Below are 17,560 nucleotides of genomic sequence, written 5' to 3'. Positions count from 1 at the left end.
AATTCAGGCAGCGAAAAGCTTACCTCGCGACAAGGCAGTTGCCGCCAGCGGCACGATAGCGTTCGCAAAGGGCGACGGCATCCGCCTTGCTGCCGGCCGGAATGCGGACACGGTAGAACGTGCCCTTGCCGGCGATATCGGCCTGCTTGATATCGACACCCCTGCCGCCGATGACGCCGGAGAATTTCGCCGACAGGCTCTGGTAGGACTTCTGCGCCTCGGCCTGCGACGGCAGCGAGGCGATCTGGATCACGTAACCACCAGCAGGCACGGTCGACGCAGCCGGCGGCGCTGCCTCAGGTGCCGCTGACGCCTGTTCGGCCGGCTTCTGCGCCACGGGTGCGACATTGCCCTGATCGGTGACCCGGCCCACGACATTGACAGGTTGCTCGGCCGGTCGAGCGGTCGGGATCGGCATACTTGGCGCAGGCGTCGCTGTCGCAGCCGCCGGTTCCGGCGCTGCAGGCGGGGTTGCCGGCTGTGCGGCCGGCTCGGTCGGTTGAACGACCGGCGGCGCCTGAACGGCGGGAGCCGGTGCGGCGGTTCCCTCGACAGGCGCGGAATTGGTCGTAGGCGTCACTGGCGGCTGTTCAGCCTGCGGCAGGGCGGCCGTCTCGGCCTGAGCCGGCTCAGCCACAGGCGTCGCGGCCGGCTCCTGCACAGGCACTTCCTGCGCCACCAGCGTTCCGTCCGGCTTGACGATCATGGTCCGCACCTTGCGCGGCGTAATCGTCACCGGATCGGCAGCGCCCGACGGAGCCTCGGCATTTTCGGCCGTCTGGCCCGGCAGCAAGCGGGGATCCTCGGTCTCGCCAACCGGTGTCGGCATGAATTCGGCATCGTCCTCGCCCTCAAGCGGCAAGGTCTCGGGGATCAGCGTCTTCTGCACCACGTCGACCGGTTCCTCGTTCGACGAAATCAGGCTCTCCTGCTTCGGATCCTCGACCGCAGCGCCGGCAACGCGGTCGTAGACCGCCTTGTCCTGGTTCGGGACCGATTTGCCGCCCTTGTCTTCCGGCACGATCTTGATCGGATCCTTGTCGGCCATAACCACGCGCGGTTCGCCCGATGTCATGACATTGCCGGCCGTGCCGCTCATCCACGCGTAGATGCCGCCGCCACCCAGCAGGGCAATGGCTGCGACGGAGGCCGCCAGCATCCAGCCACGCGACCGTGGCCTGTCTTCCGGCAGCAGGGCCGGCTCATCGTCCTGCGGCAGGGGAATGCTGCCGCCGCGCCGTGCGGCAAAAGTCTGCGGCTCATGCAACGTCCGACGGAAATCCTCTTCAAGCGCCCGCTCGAAATCGTCGAAATCATCGGCCGGCGATGCGGCCGATGCGGCCGGTGTGGCAGCGGCGACAGTCGCAGCAGCGGTGGCAGCAGGTGCCGTGCGCTGCGTGGCACTGGTATCGGGCGTCGTATCGAAGAGCGTCGCCAGTTCCGAGTCGATGTCGATATCGTAGTCCTGCGGGAAGGATACCGGCTCGGCTGCCTCGACCACGGGGAATTCCGGCACGTCGACGGCCGAGATCGATTCAGGATGATCCTCCTGCTCGGAAATCTCCGCAGCATCGAACGGCAGAACCTGTTCGTAGCTGACAGGCATCGCCATGACGGCCTCTGGGGCGGCAACCGGCGCCTGAACCGCAACGCGGGGCTGCTGCACGGTCACGGGCGCCACTGGCGTCACGGGAACGGCGGGCACGACGTCGTCCTCGACGTCGAAATCATTGAGGTTCAGATCGATATCGTCCAACTGCAGTTCGAACTCGCCATCGGCAAAGGGATCGAACAGGTCGGCATCATCGGCCGTATTTCGGCTGCCGGCCGAAACGACATTATCCTCGGCGGGCTCTGCGACCCGGTAGGGAGAGGCGACGGCCTCGCTTTCGGCCAGTTCATCGGCAAAGCTGAAGCCAGTGTCCGGTTGCCATGCCTGCGGCGCCGGTACAGGCGTTGCCACGGCTGAAAGAACCGGCTCCGGCGCGGCGTCGCGGGTATCGTGCGCCGACAGATCGTCCATCAGGTCATCGAACCCGAAGTCGTCCAGAGCGGGCTCCTGCCCGGCATTGTCAAAAGCTGGCTCCTGCCGCTCCGTGGCAGGTTCTTCGCGCCGCGGTTCGGCGTCTTCGAACAGGGACGGCTCAGCGGACAGATCGAAATCGGCCGGCAGATCGAAGGCCGCCTGCGAATGGAACTCTTCCTCGGCGGGGGCCCAGGCTTCAACTTCCGGCTCGATGGGCGCCGGTGGTTCCACCTTGGCGATCGGCTCGGCAGCCATTTCAGGCTCGACACGCGGCGCCTCGCGGCTCACCGAATGAAAATTGGCAATCGGCAGGCGGAAACGGCCATATCCCATCGCATCGCCGATCGGCGTGGGCTGAACCGTATCGCGCATCGCCGGCTCAGGCATTTCCGGCGCCGACACCTCAGGCGCGCTGGATTCGGCAACGGCCCATTCCAACTCGCTGGCCAGATCGTCGACAACCTCCGGCTCGGCAATGGCGATAGCCTCCGGCTCATTGGACCAATAAGGCTCAGACCCATGGTCGGTCGGCACCAAATCGTCCTCGACATCGGCATAGGCTGCCGGCTCGTCAGCGACGGGCGGCAATTCCTCGACATAGCGTTGAACCGGGGCCACAGGCGACACCGCCGCCGGGCGAGCCGGCGCAGTATCATAGGTCTCGAATTCGCGAAGCAGTTCGTCTTCAAGATTGAAGGCGGCCGCCGTCTCGATGACGGGCGCTTCAGGTTCGCGGGAAGCGGGAGAATCATAGCCGACGATACGGGCCAGTTCTGCCAACGGATCATCGTCCGCGAAAGCATTGCTTCCCAGATCTCGGTTATACGTGGCCTGCTTTTGCACCATCACTTGGATTCCACTCACTTACGCAACAAGACGCATGCCAGCGCAATGTGGGGAAATGGTGACAGTACTATCGCATCTCTACCGGAGCGTCCGTGCCTGTTATGGACAGGCCGGACTTCAATACGGAGGCGACAGCATGCACCAGCCCAAGTCTGGCAATGCTCAATTGTCGGTTTTTATCGTTAACAAATCGTAATTCCGGATGATCTTTACCTTTATTCCAATGGGCATGGAACGAACTTGCCAGATCATAGAGGTAAAATGCAACCCGATGCGGTTCCTGCGACTGGGCGGCGGCATCGATAATACGCGGGTATTCTGCCACCTTGGCGACCAGTTGCATTTCGGCAGGATCGACAATCTCGCCAACGGCCGCCGCCAGCTCCGCCGGCTGCGGATCGAAGTCGCCGAAGGCTTCGCGCGCCTGGCGCAACACCGACATGCAGCGCGCATGGGCATACTGCACGTAGAAGACCGGATTGTCCTTCGACTGTTCCGTCACTTTGGCAAAGTCAAAGTCCAGCGGCTCGGAGCTCTTGCGATAGAGCATCATGAAGCGAACGGAATCCCGCCCGACTTCTTCGACAACCTCGCGCAGCGTGACGAAATCGCCGGAGCGCTTCGACATCTTCACCGGCTCGCCGTTGCGATAGAGCTTCACCAATTGGCACAAAAGTACCGTCAGCTTGGATTTGCCTTCCGAAACAGCCCGCGCCACGGCCTCCAGCCGCTTGACGTAGCCGCCATGGTCGGCGCCGAGCACATAGATCATCTCGCTATAGCCGCGGTCGAACTTGTCCTTGAAGTAAGCAACGTCCGCCGCGAAATAAGTATAGCTGCCGTCCGACTTGATCAGCGGGCGGTCGATATCGTCGCCCACTTCGGTGGAGCGGAACAGGGTCTGCTCGCGGTCTTCCCAATCTTCCGGCAGTTGCCCCTTTGGCGGCGGCAGCGTACCGCGATAGACATGCCCCTTGAAGGTCAGGTCGTTGATCGCCGTGCGGATCGGCGCCGCACCATTGGCATGCAGGGTCCGCTCCGAAAAGAACACGTCGTGGTGCACGTTGAGCATGGCCAGATCCTCGCGGATCATCACCATCATGGCGGCGATGGCACGATCCTTGACAATCTCCATCCACTGCTCTTCCGGCATGCCGCGCAATTTCGTTCCGTATTCCTCGGCCAGCGTCCGGCCGATCGGCACGAGGTAATCGCCCGGATAGAGGCCGGCCGGGATTTCGCCGATCGTCTCGCCGAGCGCCTCGCGATAGCGCAGGAACACCGAACGGGCCAGCACGTCGATCTGCGCGCCGGCATCGTTGATGTAATATTCCTTGGTGACCTCATAGCCCGAAAAGGCCATCAGATTGGCCAGCGCATCGCCGACGACAGCACCACGGCAATGGCCGACATGCATCGGGCCGGTCGGATTGGCCGAGACATATTCGACATTGACCTTGCGGTCCTTGCCAAGCGTCGAGCGGCCGTAATCCGTCCCGGCCAGGATCATCGAGGCCAGAAGCCGCTGCCAGTAGCCGGTCGAAAGGCGGATATTGATAAAACCAGGCCCGGCGACCGATACCTCGGCAACGTCGGCATCCTCTTTCAGTTTTTCGCCGATGATCTCGGCCAGCGCCCGCGGATTGGTGCCAAGCGGCTTGGCCAGAACCATGGCCGCATTGGTTGCGGCGTCGCCATGGCTGGCATCGCGCGGCGGTTCGACGATGATGCGGTCGAAGGTGATCTCGGACCGTCGTTCCTTCACGATATCAATATCTTCAAGAGCATTCTTGATTCGATGTTCGAAATCGGCAAACAGATTCATATCGTTGTTCCACGCGTGCTGAACCGAGCGACGGCGTCTGACGCCTCGCTTCGTTGCCGCTGCCTACCGCAAATCGGGAGTCTGGTCAAACAAACGCCTGTGGGTATTCACGGCATACGTGTCCGTCATGCCGGCCAGGTAATCCCCGACATGGCGGGCCTTGGCGGGGGTCTCCAGCCCGGCGATGTGCTTGACCCAGTAGTGGCTCTGCATCAGTTCGGGATCGGCCATATAGGCGTGGAACAGATCGCAGACGATCTGCGCCGCACCGGCCCGGATGCGCATGATATCGGGATGGCGATAGATACGGCTGAACAGCAGCTTCTTGATCTGCCGGTCGGTCTCGGCCATTTCAGGCGAAAACGTGACGATCGTCTGTCCGGCATCGCGGATATCCTGGGCGCAGAGCGGTTTGACGGCTTTCAGCCGGTCCTGCGCCACCGAAATAACGTCCTCGACCATGCGGGTGATCTGCCGGCGCATCATTTCATGGGTGAAGCGGTCATCCTCGAGCCCCGGATAACGGTCGCGCACCTCCGCCATCAGCCCCGCCAGGAACGGCACATCCTCCAGCATCTCGAAGCTGAGGTAACCGGAACGCAGGCCATCGTCGATGTCATGGGTATTGTAGGCGATGTCGTCGGCCACGGCCGCCGCCTGGGCCTCGAGGCTGGCAAAGCTGGAAAGCTCCAGGTCGTGACCTGCGCAATATTCGAGAATGGGCAGCGGCACCGGACCGCGCACCCCCTCGCCGCTCTTCGTCAGCAGCGGCCCATTGTGCTTGACCAGACCCTCCAGCGTCTCCCAGGTCAGATTGAGTCCATCGAATTCGGCATAGCGCCGCTCGAGCTTGGTGACGATCCGGAGCGACTGGGCATTGTGATCGAACCCGCCATAGGGCTTCAGCATTTCGTCCAGCGCATCCTCGCCGGTATGACCGAAGGGTGTGTGGCCGAAATCATGGACCAGCGCCACGCCTTCCGCCAGGTCCTCATCGATCTTGAAGGCCCGCGCCAGCGCCCGGGCGATCTGCGCCACCTCGATCGTATGGGTCAGGCGCGTGCGATAATGGTCGCCATCCGGGCCGATGAACACCTGCGTCTTGTGCTTCAGCCGCCGGAAGGCCGTGGTGTGGACGATACGGTCGCGGTCGCGCTGGAAATCGGAGCGGGTCGGGCTCGACGTTTCGGGAAACAGTCGGCCGCGCGTCGTCCAGGGGTCGGCCGCATAGATGGCCCGCTGACCGAAACCGAAACCGAGTGCATTTTTATCAATCGTCATTGCCTGTCCTGCTATCTGCCCATTGACGGCGCCGCTGCGCATTCATACCTATGGTGGGTACGCCGCGAGCCCCGACGCACTTGCCATATATATAGTATCTTTATGGCTGTTCGTCTTGACCGGAGCTTGTTCGAAGCGGTGCGGCATCTCTTTTTCTGCGGGCCTTGAACCCGACAGGAGGCAAAATGACTGGTGTAAACGTAACGGTATCGGAAGCAGCCGCCAAGCGGATCGCGGCAATCGTGGCCACTGAGAGCGAGAAAAGCGCCCTGCGCGTGTCGGTCGAGGGCGGCGGCTGTTCGGGCTTTTCCTACAAGTTCGATCTGGACGGCGCGCCGCAGGACGGCGATCTGGTCATCGAGCGCGATGGCGCCAAGCTTCTGATCGATCCGGTTTCCCTGATCTACATGGCAGGCTCGGAAATCGACTTCGTCGACAACCTGCTCGGCCAGTCCTTCCAGATCAAGAACCCCAATGCGGTGGCCAGCTGCGGCTGCGGCACCAGCTTCTCGGTTTGATATCAGATCAGTGACCGCCGTACTCGACCGTCACTGATCCGTCGATCGACAGGGCCCCATGGCCCGCCTACCTCAGGGCAAGCGGACTCGCGGCCATTGTTTTGTGCAGGCTTACGGGAAAACCCGCGTGGCGGTCGTCTTGCCGATTTCCTTGCCCTTGGCGTCCAGCGCCTTGACGGTGAACCGGTATTTGTGAGGCGCCGGCGGGCATGGCCCTTTGTAGCGGAACGCACCATAAGGGATGGCGGACTTCCCCGCATAATCGACTTTTCCGCCGCCGTGCCGATAATCGGGCGCATTCAGATCCGTCATCGAAAAGCTCAGCCGTTTGGTGCCTTCTGGCACGTTCTTGACGCTGAAGGGCGGCGACTTGCTGTCGAAGCATTTGGTCGTTGGGCCCCATTCGAAGCTCGCCGACATCTCTGCCATTGCGGGTGTAGACATAAGAACGGCCAAGAATACCGAAATAATGATCCGCATGAATCCTCCTCAAAGAGCAAAATATTCACGGCTGCAGCATTGGCATGACCAGGAGAAATTGCAAGCCTCGGCGACGCATCGCATTGCGGGTGGAAGAAAGTCACGCAGGACAAACCTGCGGATAACACCGGCCACTTGAGGCAAAAGCCTGTGGCAAAATTCGAGGGGTTGTTTATGTAAGGGGCAGGACAAAGGAACGACCCGATGAAGATTGCCACCTGGAACATCAACGGCGTCAAGGCGCGCATCGCCAATCTGTGCCAATGGCTGGAAAGCTCCGCTCCCGACATCGTTTGCCTCCAGGAGATCAAATCCGTCGATGAGGGCTTTCCGCGCGCCGAGATCGAGGCGCTCGGCTATCACGTCGAGACCCATGGCCAGAAAGGCTTCAACGGCGTCGCCCTGCTGTCGAAGCTCAGGCCCGACGAAATCAACCGCGGCCTGCCCGGGGACGATGCCGACGAGCAGGCCCGTTTCATCGAGGGTGTGTTCTCCGTCCAAGGCGGCGTGTTGCGCGTTTGCTCGCTCTACCTGCCGAACGGCAACCCGCCGGACGATCCGGTGAAATACCCCTACAAGCTGGCCTGGATGGAGCGGCTGCAACGGTTTGCCGAAAACCGTCTGGCGCTGGAGGAACCTTTCATCCTGGCGGGCGATTACAATGTCATTCCCCAGCCCCACGACTGCCACGACCCGGCGGTGTGGGCCGGCGACGCGCTCTTTCTCCCGACCACCCGACAGGCCTTCCAGCGCCTTGAGAGCCTGGGACTGACGGACGCGGTGCGCGCCACTTGCGACACGGTTCCGCTTTATTCGTTCTGGGACTATCAGGCCGGCGCCTGGCAGAAGAACAACGGCATCCGCATCGACCACCTCCTGCTGTCGCCGGAGGCCGCCGACCGGCTGCAATCAGCGCAGATCGAAAAGCATGTGCGTAGCTGGGAAAAGCCGTCGGACCATGTTCCGGTCACGGCCCGTTTCGATTTCGCGGCCTGAGAGCCCGGCGAAAGCCGCTCAATTATGGTGAAACCGGCGGCCCGATGGGCGCCGGGATTTATTCGACTTCGGTGAAGATCTGCGGCGCCAGCGCCACCGCCACGCGGCGGTCCTGCTCGTCGGCGAGCGAAAACGCCCGCTCCTGCATGTCCTGGATCCACAGACAATCCTTCGGACTGCATTTGTCGATGGCCGCCGTCATGAAAGCCAGGCCGCGAACCGCCTGCCCCTCCTGGAACAGCACATTGCCGAACACCGCCATGGCGCCGGCATGGCCGCTCTTGCGCGCCAGATTCAGCCATTTCTTGGCCTGCTGCACATTGGCCTTGCCGCCCTCGCCGGCCAGGATCATCCGCGCCAGTTGGAACTGCGCTTCGGCGAAACCGAAGGTCGACGCCGCCTGGAAATAGAGCTGGCGGGCCTGGGCCAGGTCGATGCCGACCGGACTGCCGGGAATGCCCTGATGGTAATAATGGGCCAGCGACAGCAGCGCATTGACGAAATAGACCGTATCTTCCGAACCCGGCTCGACGCCCTGGCTGGCGATTTCCGAATAGATCTTGAAGGCCTCGAAGTCGTTCTGCACCACGCCATCGCCATCGGCATACATATTGGCAAGCGCCCAGCGCGACCCGGTATGGCCCTTCTCGGCAGCATAGCGATAGGCCTCGACAGCCTCTTCCTTCTGACCCTTCTTGTGGGCGTTGAAACCGAACTTGAAGAGATCGAAAGGACCGGATTCGCGGCTGACGCCGGCATTGATGTCGAATGCATGGGCGGCGGTATTGCTCAACACGGACAAAACCGCGGAGCACAACAGCACGGCCGGCAGCTTCCAGTCAGATTTCACCATGTTTCCGTTTGTCTTCCAATTTGCCGCAAACATTACGAAGCGATCCCAGTTTGAAATGCAAGCATTTCGATAGTCCTAAAAGCGATACCCGATGACTCGTGAACACCGCGTTCACGCCCGAAAATCGCGCCACCGCACTCGATCGCCTTATTCAGAAACATAGCGGGTCTTTCGGGCAACACTGCGACTGTCCACCTCGGGCCTGCGCAAGCTTACCGGCGCTGACCCGAGAAGCCGCGTCCCAGACAGGAATTCCTTGAATTTTCGGATGTATTACCCGCGAACACGCCCACGCTTTACTCAGATGCACTGCAAAACCCCGGTCTCTTGGCATTTCCGTGCTTCTTCGCTGCGCTTCGTTTGTGGCGGGAAATGGACAAATTGGGCGGAACCCGGACTGTCCAGTGACGATAGAGCAAGTGTTGCAATTTCATCACAAAACACGAGACGGCCCCGTCGCAGATAGCAAGGAGCCCGGCATGCCGGGCTCCTTTATCTTGAAGGTGGCTCGCTGATCATCAAGTGATCGGCAGGCGATCAGAATGCGATCTTGTAGGATGCAGACAGGGCATAGGCCCAGTCGCCATCAGCAGTGGCATCGAAGGTCGCACCTTCGGCATAGCTCTGGCTGCCTTCAGTGAGGTAGCTGACGGCACCGCCGACACGAAACTCACCAGGCCCCGCCTTGATCGATGCGCCGGTCGCAAGCGTCCAAGTGTCGGTCATGATGTCGGCACCATTGCCAACGCCGCTGTCCCAGGTCAGGTTGATCGTGCCAGCCACCTTCTCCGTGAAGGCATGCGCAACACCGGCCTGCAGGGTCCAGCCGTCTTTCCAATTATAGATGTCCTGCTGGTCGCCGAGGCCGGTGATGTTGTAGTTCAGCGCCTGCAAGACGCTCCAATCGGTCCACTTGACCGATCCGTAAACCAGCCAACCCGGTGCGACGCCTGTCTGAGCACTCAGTTTGAGCGACTGCGGCAGCGTTCCATAGCCATCCGCGAAAACCGGGTCTGGGCCGAGAAGGAAATCGAGGAAGCCGGGTGTGAAATCACCGTCCGCCTCGTGATCGACCGCAGAACGATACATCAACTGGATGCGGAGAGCATATTCCTTGATGTCGTAGGCTGCTCCGATGCGATAACCCAGCGCCGAGTCATCTTCCAGATGAAGGGTGCCGTAATAGGCTCTCGCTGTGTAGTCGAAATCCTCCAGGAAAACACCGCCCAAGACGTGGAAATCACCTGGGCCGGCCTGGAACTTCACGTCGCAGGTAGCGCCGAACTCATTCGTGATGAATTCCTTGCCGGTATAATAATTGACGCTGCCGTCCGGAATACCCGCCAACTGGTCGGCAAGCTGCGCATCCGGCCCGTAGGTCGACGACGCACCGAAAGGCTGCGTGTAGGTCAAAGCGCAGCCCAGATTGTCGGTGAGCTTAAATTTCGCCGCAAAATTCGGAATGACATAGTCGTCCGAGAATGCATCGTCGGACGAAGCCGCACCGCCGACGGTATCGAACGTCCGTCCCGGATTAACGTAGGTCACCCCTCCCCGGACGACCACGTTGCCCTCTTCAAAGAGGATGTCGGTATCGGCTTCGCCTCTGGAAAATCCTCCCGCCTGAACCGATGTCACCAACGCGCAAGCGCCCAGAAGGCTCAATAAGCCTGTCTTAATGATCGTGTTTGCCATTTGTCTCCCCACTCCAGGCATGTCTAGGAATTTGAGTGTAGCCATGTCGAAAGGAATGACAATCATTGCTTTACCGGGCCTGACCTCACCGCTCGGTCAATTGATTTACGTAAACTGCTCGACACCAGCAGGTTTACACGGCTGATTTGGATCAAATTTGCGCCACAATCGACTCAATTTTCAAATCTTAGAAAATATTTTCTAATCCAGGGATCGATGTAGCCAATTGAACACACTACCCGCTTTGTGTGGCACATTCACGTTATTGGCATATGCGGCGCCGAATTTGCCGAAAATTCCCGAATTTACCGCCGAATCATGCACGCAAATAAAAAACGGTAGCGTTTATCTCGCTTTTCGGCGAATGCTGCGCGTCGCGCGACATGAGCGCTTCGACATTGCAGCGCAGCATCCGGAGGAATAATTTTGCGGCCGCGTTGCTTGCGACCGACGGGAATGCGCCGCTTTCAGCGCACCCCATCCTTTCAGTCGTCAGCCGGCTTCGCTGACCCGCGCCAGCGCGGTTACCAGCGAGGCCCTTTGCCCCTCCAGTTCGGCAAAGCGCTCGCGCTCGGCTGCCACCACCTCCGGATTGGCATTGGCGACGAACTTCTCGTTGCCAAGCTTGGAGCCGATGCGGCTCATTTCCTGATCAGTCTTGGCGATCGCCTTTTCAAGCCGCGCCGTCTCGGCTGCCACATCGATCAGGCTGCCGAGCGGCAGGCAGGCGGTCGCTTCACCGATCACCACCTGTGCCGCACCGCGCGGGGCCTCGTCGCCCAGTGCGATGCTCTCCACGCGCGCCAGCCGCTTGATCGACACCTCGTGGCGCAGCAACCGCTCGCGGGTGACCCCGTTTGCCGCCACCACCACCAGCGGTGCGATAGCGCCCGGCGGCACGTTCATCTCCGAGCGCACGGACCGGATGCCCGACACCAGATCGACCAGCCAGTTGATGTCGGCCGCTGCGATATCGTCGGCAAAGTCGGGCGCCGGCCAGTCGGCATGGCACAGCAGCCGGTCGCGTTCGGTGCCTTCCTCCGCCGTATGGCCCCACAGCTCTTCCGTCATGAAGGGCATGAAGGGATGCAGCAGCTTGTAGGTCTCTTCCAGCACATAGGCAGCACAAGCCTGCGCTTCCGTCTTGGCCACCTCGTCCTCACCCATGAAAATGGGCTTGAGCAATTCCAAATACCAGTCGCAGAACTGGTTCCAGACGAAGCGATAGAGCGAACTCGCCGCATCGTTGAAGCGGAAATTCTCGATCGCCTCGGTCACATCGCGCTCGGTGCGGGCGAGCTCGGTGAGGATCCAGCGGTTGATAGTCAACGTCGTCGTTTCCGGCAGGAAATGAGGATCGCTTTTCACGCCGTTCATCTCGGCGAAGCGTGTCGCGTTCCACAGCTTGGTGCCGAAATTACGATAGCCGGCAATGCGGGCCGGGTCGAGCTTCACGTCGCGCCCCTGCGCCGCCATGATCGCCAGCGTGAAGCGCAGCGCGTCGGCGCCGTATTCGTCGATCAGCTCGAGCGGATCGATGACATTGCCCTTCGACTTCGACATCTTCTGGCCGTTCTTGTCGCGGACCAGCGCGTGCACATAGACCGTACTGAACGGCTCGACGGGATTGCCGTCTTCGTCCTTCATGAAGTGCAGGCCCATCATCATCATGCGGGCCACCCAGAAGAAGATAATGTCGAAACCCGTCACCAGCACATCGGTCGGATAGTAGCGCGCCAGCTCGGGCGTCTGTTCCGGCCAGCCGAGCGTCGAGAACGGCCACAGCGCCGACGAGAACCAGGTGTCGAGAACATCCTCGTCGCGGGTCAGGATCTCGCCGGGTTCGAAATTCTCGAGCTTTTCCTCGACCCAGGCCTTCCAGGGGCCTTCATGCGAGATGTAATGCTGGATGGCAGCGTGCAGCGCCTCTTCCTCGGTCTTCTCGACGAACACTTGGCCGTCCGGGCCATACCAGGCCGGGATCTGGTGACCCCACCAGAGCTGGCGCGAAATGCACCACGGCTCGATGTTTTCCATCCAGTCGAAATAGGTCTTTTCCCAATTCTTCGGCACGAAATTGGTGCGGCCTTCCTTGACCGAGGCGATGGCCGGCTGGGCCAGCGTCTTGGCATCGGCAAACCACTGGTCGGTCAGCATCGGCTCGATGACGACGCCGGAGCGGTCGCCGAACGGCTGCATGATCTTCTTGTTCTCGACATAGGGGACGTCATTGCCTTCGGCATCCTTGACGGTGACCGCCAGGCCCTCGGCATTGATCGCCTCGACGATCAGCTTGCGCGCCGCATAGCGGTCGAGGCCACGATACTCGTCGGGAACGAGATTGATCCCATCGACTTCCTCCTCGCTCGGAACATGGCCCGACTTGGCGATTTCCAGTGCCTGCGCCGCATAGAAGCCGTAGGGCTCCCCATCGGCACGCATCTGCGCCAGGCCGTCCATCAGGCGATAGAGCGGAATGTTGTTGCGGCGGGCGACCTGGTAGTCGTTGAAATCATGCGCGCCGGTGATCTTGACGGCACCGGAGCCGAAGGTCGGATCGGGATATTCGTCGGTGATGATCGGGATCAGACGGCGATGTTCCTTCGGCCCGACCGGGATCTCGCAGAGCTTGCCGACGATCGAGGCATAACGCGCGTCGGACGGATGAACGGCGACGGCACCGTCGCCCAGCATGGTTTCCGGGCGGGTCGTGGCGATCGAGATGTAGTTGCGTTCTTCCTGCAGCACGACGTTTCCGTCGGCATCCTTCTCGATATAGGTATAGGTCTCTCCACCGGCCAGCGGATACTTGAAGTGCCACATATGGCCTTCGACTTCCTTGTTCTCGACTTCGAGATCGGAAATCGCCGTTTCGAACTTCGGATCCCAGTTGACCAGCCGCTTGCCGCGATAGATCAGGCCTTCCTTGTAGAGAGAGACGAAAACCTCGAGAACAGCCTCGGACAGGCCCTCATCCATGGTGAAACGCTCGCGCGACCAGTCGCAGGATGCGCCGAGACGCTTCAACTGGTTGAAGATCAACCCGCCGGATTCGTCCTTCCACTCCCAGACCTTCTCGATGAAGGCCTCGCGGCCCATCTCGCGACGTCCCGGCAGCTGATGTTCCATCAGCTTGCGCTCGACCACCATCTGGGTCGCGATGCCGGCATGGTCCATGCCAGGCTGCCACAGCACATCCTTGCCGCGCATGCGCTCGAAGCGCACCATGATATCCTGCAGCGTATTGTTCAACGCATGGCCCATGTGCAGCGAGCCCGTCACGTTCGGCGGCGGAATGACGATCGTGAAGGTGTCGGCGCCCGGCTTGGCATTGGCTCCGGCGCGAAACGCGTCGGCTTCGTCCCAAGCCTTGGCAATCTTCGGTTCGACGGCGGCGGAATCATAGGTCTTTTCGAGCATTTTAGGACCAAGCATTTGATGAAGTTGACCGGGTCTGTAAACCGGACGCGCCTGCCAGTGTCAACAAGAAAGCCGCCCCGAAGTCCGGAGCGGCTGTCTTCTCACATCTTTGCGGCGGGTCGGCGGCGACTAGCGACGGGGACCGCGGGCGATCCGCTCGATCTCTTCGCGCACCAGCCGTTCGACCAGAGTCGGCAGATTATCATCGAGCCATTCCTGCAGCATCGGCCGCAGCATCTCTTCCGCCATCTCGTCGAGCGAACGGCGCTGCGTGCCGTCGATGGCAGCAGCAAGCTCGCCGAACGACCGGGCAACCTGTTCGCCGGTCGCAAGCGACAGCAGGCCTTTCGGCTCGGAAGGTTCGGCCGGCAGTGTATGCTGGAAGGATTCGGTCTCTCCGCGCGTCTCTGGCTGGCTTTCTGTCTGCGAAACGGAAACGGTTTCGACCTGGACAAGCTGGACCGACGCACTCGGCTGCGGCGCAGTGCCGCGCAGTTCGGCCATGCGCGTGGTCAATACCGGGTTAGTCGCGGAGTTTTCATTGGCCTGAACCGGCATCGGCGTGGCGACGGGGGGATGATCGGCAACGCGCTCCGAGGCGGCACGAACCCGCGCGGCAAGATCGGCCAACGACACGCTCTTCGGAGCGGAGCGCTCCTCCTCAGCGGCGCGCTCTTCGCGACGGTCGGCGGTGGCGAGCGGCATATAGGAATCCATCATGCCGTTGGCAGCCGAGATCATGTCTCCGCCGGCCTCGTCGTCATCCTCCATCGTCAGGTGAAGATCGTCGTCGGACTCATCCTCGTCACCCCCATAAAGCGGCGGCAGTGATGCACCGAGCCCCTTGGCAGCGCCGGGCTCGTTGCTCTCGATGATCCGGCGGATCGATGCCAGGATTTCTTCCATCGACGGTTCACGCGATACACTTGGCTGAGCCATTATTATCCCCGTTACATTCTGGAACGTCATACGCCGGGCACATCGGGCGGATGATTCGTTTTCAACTTAGGATACGCTTTCCGGGAATAAAATCACTGCCGGCGACGGATTCGCCTTGATACACAGCTTTGTTGGATCGCGGTTAACCGGCCCGCTCAGCGGCCATCGACGGTACGAAGGCCGAACCAGGCATCCTTGACCGCCTCGTAATGCTCTTCCGAGCGGTATTCGGCCACGTCGAGCCCCTGGGTGATGACCGTCAGCTTGCCGCTCGCCGCCAGGACAGAATAGCTGGCCACCACGGAGTTTCGCTGATAACCGACCAGGCTCTCCTTGGCCTCCAGCACGGTTTGCTGCGCATTCAGCACATCCAGCGTGGTCTTCTGGCCGACATTGCGTTCTTCGATGACGCCGTCGAGCGCCAGATTGGCCGCAGTCAACTGCTTGCGCGCCGCTGAAATCGCCGAAATGGCCGCCTCCATCTGGGCATAGGCGGAGACCACCTGCTGGCGAACATCGGCCCGGGCCGAATCCACCTGGATGCGTTGCTCGCCGAGACTTTCCTTGGCCTGTCGAATCCGGCCGTATTCGGCGCCGCCCTGGTAGATCGGGATGCGGACCTGCGCGGTCACGGTGCCGACATCATTGTCGCTATTCGAATCGAAGAAGCTACTCTCCTGGTTCGTCCAGTTGCGGGACACGTTGCCCTGGAGGACCACCCCCGGCAGCAGCGTGCCTTCTGCCGACTTGACCTCATAGCCGGCGGCATTGACCGCATGGAGGGCGGACAGCACGGCGGGATGTTCGCGAATGCCGATGGCAACGGCGCTATCGACGCTTGGCGGCAAGGATTTGCTGGCCGGCGCCGGCTGCTTGATACCGGACGGCATGTCGCCTACGATCTTCACATAGGTCGCTTCGCTCTGCTTCAGCTGCGCAATGGCAGCCGCCAGCAGCGCCTCGGACCCGGCCAGTTGCGCCTCTGCCTGGCTGACATCGGTGCGAGTGCCTTCGCCAACCTGCAGCCGTGCATTGGCGGCGTTCAACTGCTCCTTCAGGAACTGCAGGTTCTGCTTGCGAATGACGACGATCTGCTGGTCGCGGGCGACGTCGCTATAGGCCTGGGCGGCGGCCAGAAGAATGGAAATTTCGTTGGCACGCAGGTTTTCGCGGTTGGACAGCACGCCGGATTCGGCGGAACGCACATTGTTCAGCGTCTGAAAACCGTCAAAGATCTGCTGCGTGATCGTCAAACCGCCGCTGGCCGTCTGGTAATCGAAACCGGCACCATTGTTAAATCCGGTCTCGGAATAGTTATAACCCCCGACCGACGTGCCCGTCAGCGTGGCTGAGACTTGAGGGCGCATGCCGGCTTTGGCGATAGTGACATTCTCGTCGGATGCCCTGAGTGCTGCGCGCACTGCGTTGAGATCGGGATTGTTCTGGTAGGCCTTGGCCATCGCCCCGAATATGGTTTCCGCCGAAACCGAGCCGGGCGTCAAGATGAGGACTGGCGCAAGCGCAGCGGCGAAGGCGGTTTTGCGAATGATCGACACGGCTCTCAACTCCACGCTCCAGATCGGGTTTGCCAAAGCATCCGGATCATCCGGCACCCACGGGTCGAAAGCGACATCCGGTCACCCGGCAGCAAAAGCTGATTCGCGCTCGATCCGTTAACAAGATCCTAAGCAACTAGATGAACCGGAGAAACGCCAGCCGCAACCGTCACGGCCAAGTCAGGGGGAGAAACCACAGAAAAGTTGCCGTTCAGCAACAAACGGAAACAGGCCGATATCACCGTTTCGGGCAATAGCGGCCTGCAAATGCTTGCGTTGGAAAAATGGACGGCGAACCTTAGAAGACGAATTCGGCCGCCTGGCGGAAGCCCGGAAGCGGCTTGACGGCGGCATTGAAATAGGCGCTCTGCGAGGTCGATCCACCCGACCGCTGGAAGACCGTGGCCCGCGCCGCATTGCCATAACCGACCACGGCAACCAGACGGCCGCCTTCGCGCAACTGCTTGAGCAGGCTCTCGGGAACGGATTCGACGGCGCCGTTCACGAAGATCAGATCGTAAGGCGCCTCGTCCGGATAGCCGGCTTCGAGATCGCCGGTAACGACAGCGACATTGTCATAACCAAGCTCGGACAGTGTCGCACTTGCCTTGGCGGCCAGTTGCTCGTCACATTCGACGGCAACCACCGAGCCGGCCAGCAGCGACAGCAGCGCGGCGGCATAACCGCCACCACAGCCGATTTCCAGAACCACGTCCTGACTGCCGATTTCGGCCAGTTGCAGAAGCTTGGCCAGCGGCGAAGGCTCCATCAGATAGCGCGGCGGATTGCCGTTCGACGCCGGCGCAATCTGCAGGTCCTCGTCGATATAGGCCAGTTGCTTCAGATTTACCGGCACGAAGGCCTCGCGCGGCACCGTCAGGAACGCGGTGAGAACCGAATACGAAGTCACATCGGTCGTCCGGATCTGGCTGTCGACCATCTTTTGGCGCGCTGCTTCGAAGTCCATCATTTTTGTCGTCCCAATACCAGCCGGCCGATCTTCGCCGGATTGCAATCGTCTAGGTGTCTTAATTGCAGCCGCAGCGCCTTTCAAGGCTTCCCGCGCCGCTTCCCGTAAAATCGACGAAAACGCTGCATAACTGTCAAACGGCAGGTCGCATCCTC

12 protein-coding genes are annotated in these 17,560 nt (G+C 61.1%); 2 read left to right on the top strand and 10 right to left on the bottom strand.

The window, feature by feature from the left end; all coding sequences use genetic code 11:
- Positions 1-19: 19 nt before the first annotated feature.
- The 3 genes from HFC70_RS08230 to HFC70_RS08220 form a co-directional block, all read right to left on the bottom strand.
- On the bottom strand, positions 20-2,806 hold the full coding sequence (locus tag HFC70_RS08230) for an SPOR domain-containing protein (protein WP_368669582.1): 2,787 nt from the start codon (positions 2,804-2,806) through the stop codon (positions 20-22).
- 133 nt (positions 2,807-2,939) lie between these two features.
- Positions 2,940-4,697, bottom strand: a complete 1,758-nt coding sequence (gene argS, locus HFC70_RS08225) for an arginine--tRNA ligase (protein WP_168472743.1) — start codon at positions 4,695-4,697, stop codon at positions 2,940-2,942.
- A 63-nt stretch (positions 4,698-4,760) separates the two neighbouring features.
- A complete protein-coding gene (locus HFC70_RS08220; protein ID WP_168472742.1) occupies positions 4,761-5,978 on the bottom strand; it encodes a deoxyguanosinetriphosphate triphosphohydrolase in 1,218 nt (405 codons plus the stop codon).
- 185 nt (positions 5,979-6,163) lie between these two features.
- Between HFC70_RS08220 and erpA the strand changes: the two genes are divergently transcribed.
- Complete coding sequence (gene erpA / locus HFC70_RS08215; RefSeq protein ID WP_168472741.1) at positions 6,164-6,496, top strand: iron-sulfur cluster insertion protein ErpA; 333 nt, start codon at positions 6,164-6,166, stop codon at positions 6,494-6,496.
- Positions 6,497-6,607: 111 nt separating this feature from the next.
- On the opposite strand, the gene HFC70_RS08210 is transcribed toward erpA, so the two are convergent.
- Positions 6,608-6,976, bottom strand: coding sequence for a YbhB/YbcL family Raf kinase inhibitor-like protein (locus HFC70_RS08210; protein ID WP_168472740.1), 369 nt, complete (start codon positions 6,974-6,976; stop codon positions 6,608-6,610).
- Between the two features lie 204 nt (positions 6,977-7,180).
- Here HFC70_RS08210 and xth point away from each other — a divergent pair, with 204 nt between their 5' ends.
- A complete protein-coding gene (gene xth, locus HFC70_RS08205) occupies positions 7,181-7,972 on the top strand; it encodes an exodeoxyribonuclease III (protein ID WP_168472739.1) in 792 nt (263 codons plus the stop codon).
- Positions 7,973-8,030: 58 nt separating this feature from the next.
- Here the strand turns inward: xth and exoR are convergent, their stop codons facing one another.
- The 6 genes from exoR to HFC70_RS08175 form a co-directional block, all read right to left on the bottom strand.
- Positions 8,031-8,825, bottom strand: a complete 795-nt coding sequence (gene exoR, locus HFC70_RS08200) for an exopolysaccharide production regulator ExoR (protein ID WP_168472738.1) — start codon at positions 8,823-8,825, stop codon at positions 8,031-8,033.
- Between the two features lie 537 nt (positions 8,826-9,362).
- Positions 9,363-10,520 (bottom strand): OmpP1/FadL family transporter, encoded by a 1,158-nt coding sequence (locus HFC70_RS08195; protein ID WP_168472737.1) that lies wholly within the window; start codon positions 10,518-10,520, stop codon positions 9,363-9,365.
- A 492-nt stretch (positions 10,521-11,012) separates the two neighbouring features.
- Positions 11,013-13,940 (bottom strand): valine--tRNA ligase, encoded by a 2,928-nt coding sequence (locus tag HFC70_RS08190; protein ID WP_168472736.1) that lies wholly within the window; start codon positions 13,938-13,940, stop codon positions 11,013-11,015.
- Positions 13,941-14,069: 129 nt separating this feature from the next.
- Positions 14,070-14,879, bottom strand: a complete 810-nt coding sequence (locus HFC70_RS08185; RefSeq protein ID WP_168472735.1) for a PopZ family protein — start codon at positions 14,877-14,879, stop codon at positions 14,070-14,072.
- A 155-nt stretch (positions 14,880-15,034) separates the two neighbouring features.
- Positions 15,035-16,435: a TolC family outer membrane protein gene (locus tag HFC70_RS08180; RefSeq protein WP_168472734.1), complete on the bottom strand. Its 1,401-nt coding sequence runs from the start codon at positions 16,433-16,435 to the stop codon at positions 15,035-15,037.
- 298 nt (positions 16,436-16,733) lie between these two features.
- Positions 16,734-17,402: a protein-L-isoaspartate O-methyltransferase gene (locus HFC70_RS08175; RefSeq protein ID WP_168472892.1), complete on the bottom strand. Its 669-nt coding sequence runs from the start codon at positions 17,400-17,402 to the stop codon at positions 16,734-16,736.
- Positions 17,403-17,560: the final 158 nt, after the last annotated feature.

The organism is Agrobacterium sp. a22-2 (assembly GCF_012276985.1).
Taxonomy (GTDB): Bacteria; Pseudomonadota; Alphaproteobacteria; order Rhizobiales; family Rhizobiaceae; genus Allorhizobium.
Note: the sequence above shows the minus strand (reverse complement) of the source record. Positions and strands in the feature narration are given on the sequence as shown.

Excerpts from the sequence above, each read along its gene's own strand:
- erpA (WP_168472741.1), top strand. The coding sequence starts at position 6,164 with ATGACTGGTGTAAACGTAACGGTATCGGAAGCAGCCGCCAAGCGGATC.
- HFC70_RS08185 (WP_168472735.1), bottom strand. The coding sequence starts at position 14,879 with ATGGCTCAGCCAAGTGTATCGCGTGAACCGTCGATGGAAGAAATCCTG.
- HFC70_RS08210 (WP_168472740.1), bottom strand. The coding sequence starts at position 6,976 with ATGCGGATCATTATTTCGGTATTCTTGGCCGTTCTTATGTCTACACCC.
- xth (WP_168472739.1), top strand. The coding sequence starts at position 7,181 with ATGAAGATTGCCACCTGGAACATCAACGGCGTCAAGGCGCGCATCGCC.
- HFC70_RS08175 (WP_168472892.1), bottom strand. The coding sequence starts at position 17,402 with ATGGACTTCGAAGCAGCGCGCCAAAAGATGGTCGACAGCCAGATCCGG.
- HFC70_RS08195 (WP_168472737.1), bottom strand. The coding sequence starts at position 10,520 with ATGGCAAACACGATCATTAAGACAGGCTTATTGAGCCTTCTGGGCGCT.
- exoR (WP_168472738.1), bottom strand. The coding sequence starts at position 8,825 with ATGGTGAAATCTGACTGGAAGCTGCCGGCCGTGCTGTTGTGCTCCGCG.
- HFC70_RS08190 (WP_168472736.1), bottom strand. The coding sequence starts at position 13,940 with ATGCTCGAAAAGACCTATGATTCCGCCGCCGTCGAACCGAAGATTGCC.
- argS (WP_168472743.1), bottom strand. The coding sequence starts at position 4,697 with ATGAATCTGTTTGCCGATTTCGAACATCGAATCAAGAATGCTCTTGAA.
- HFC70_RS08220 (WP_168472742.1), bottom strand. The coding sequence starts at position 5,978 with ATGACGATTGATAAAAATGCACTCGGTTTCGGTTTCGGTCAGCGGGCC.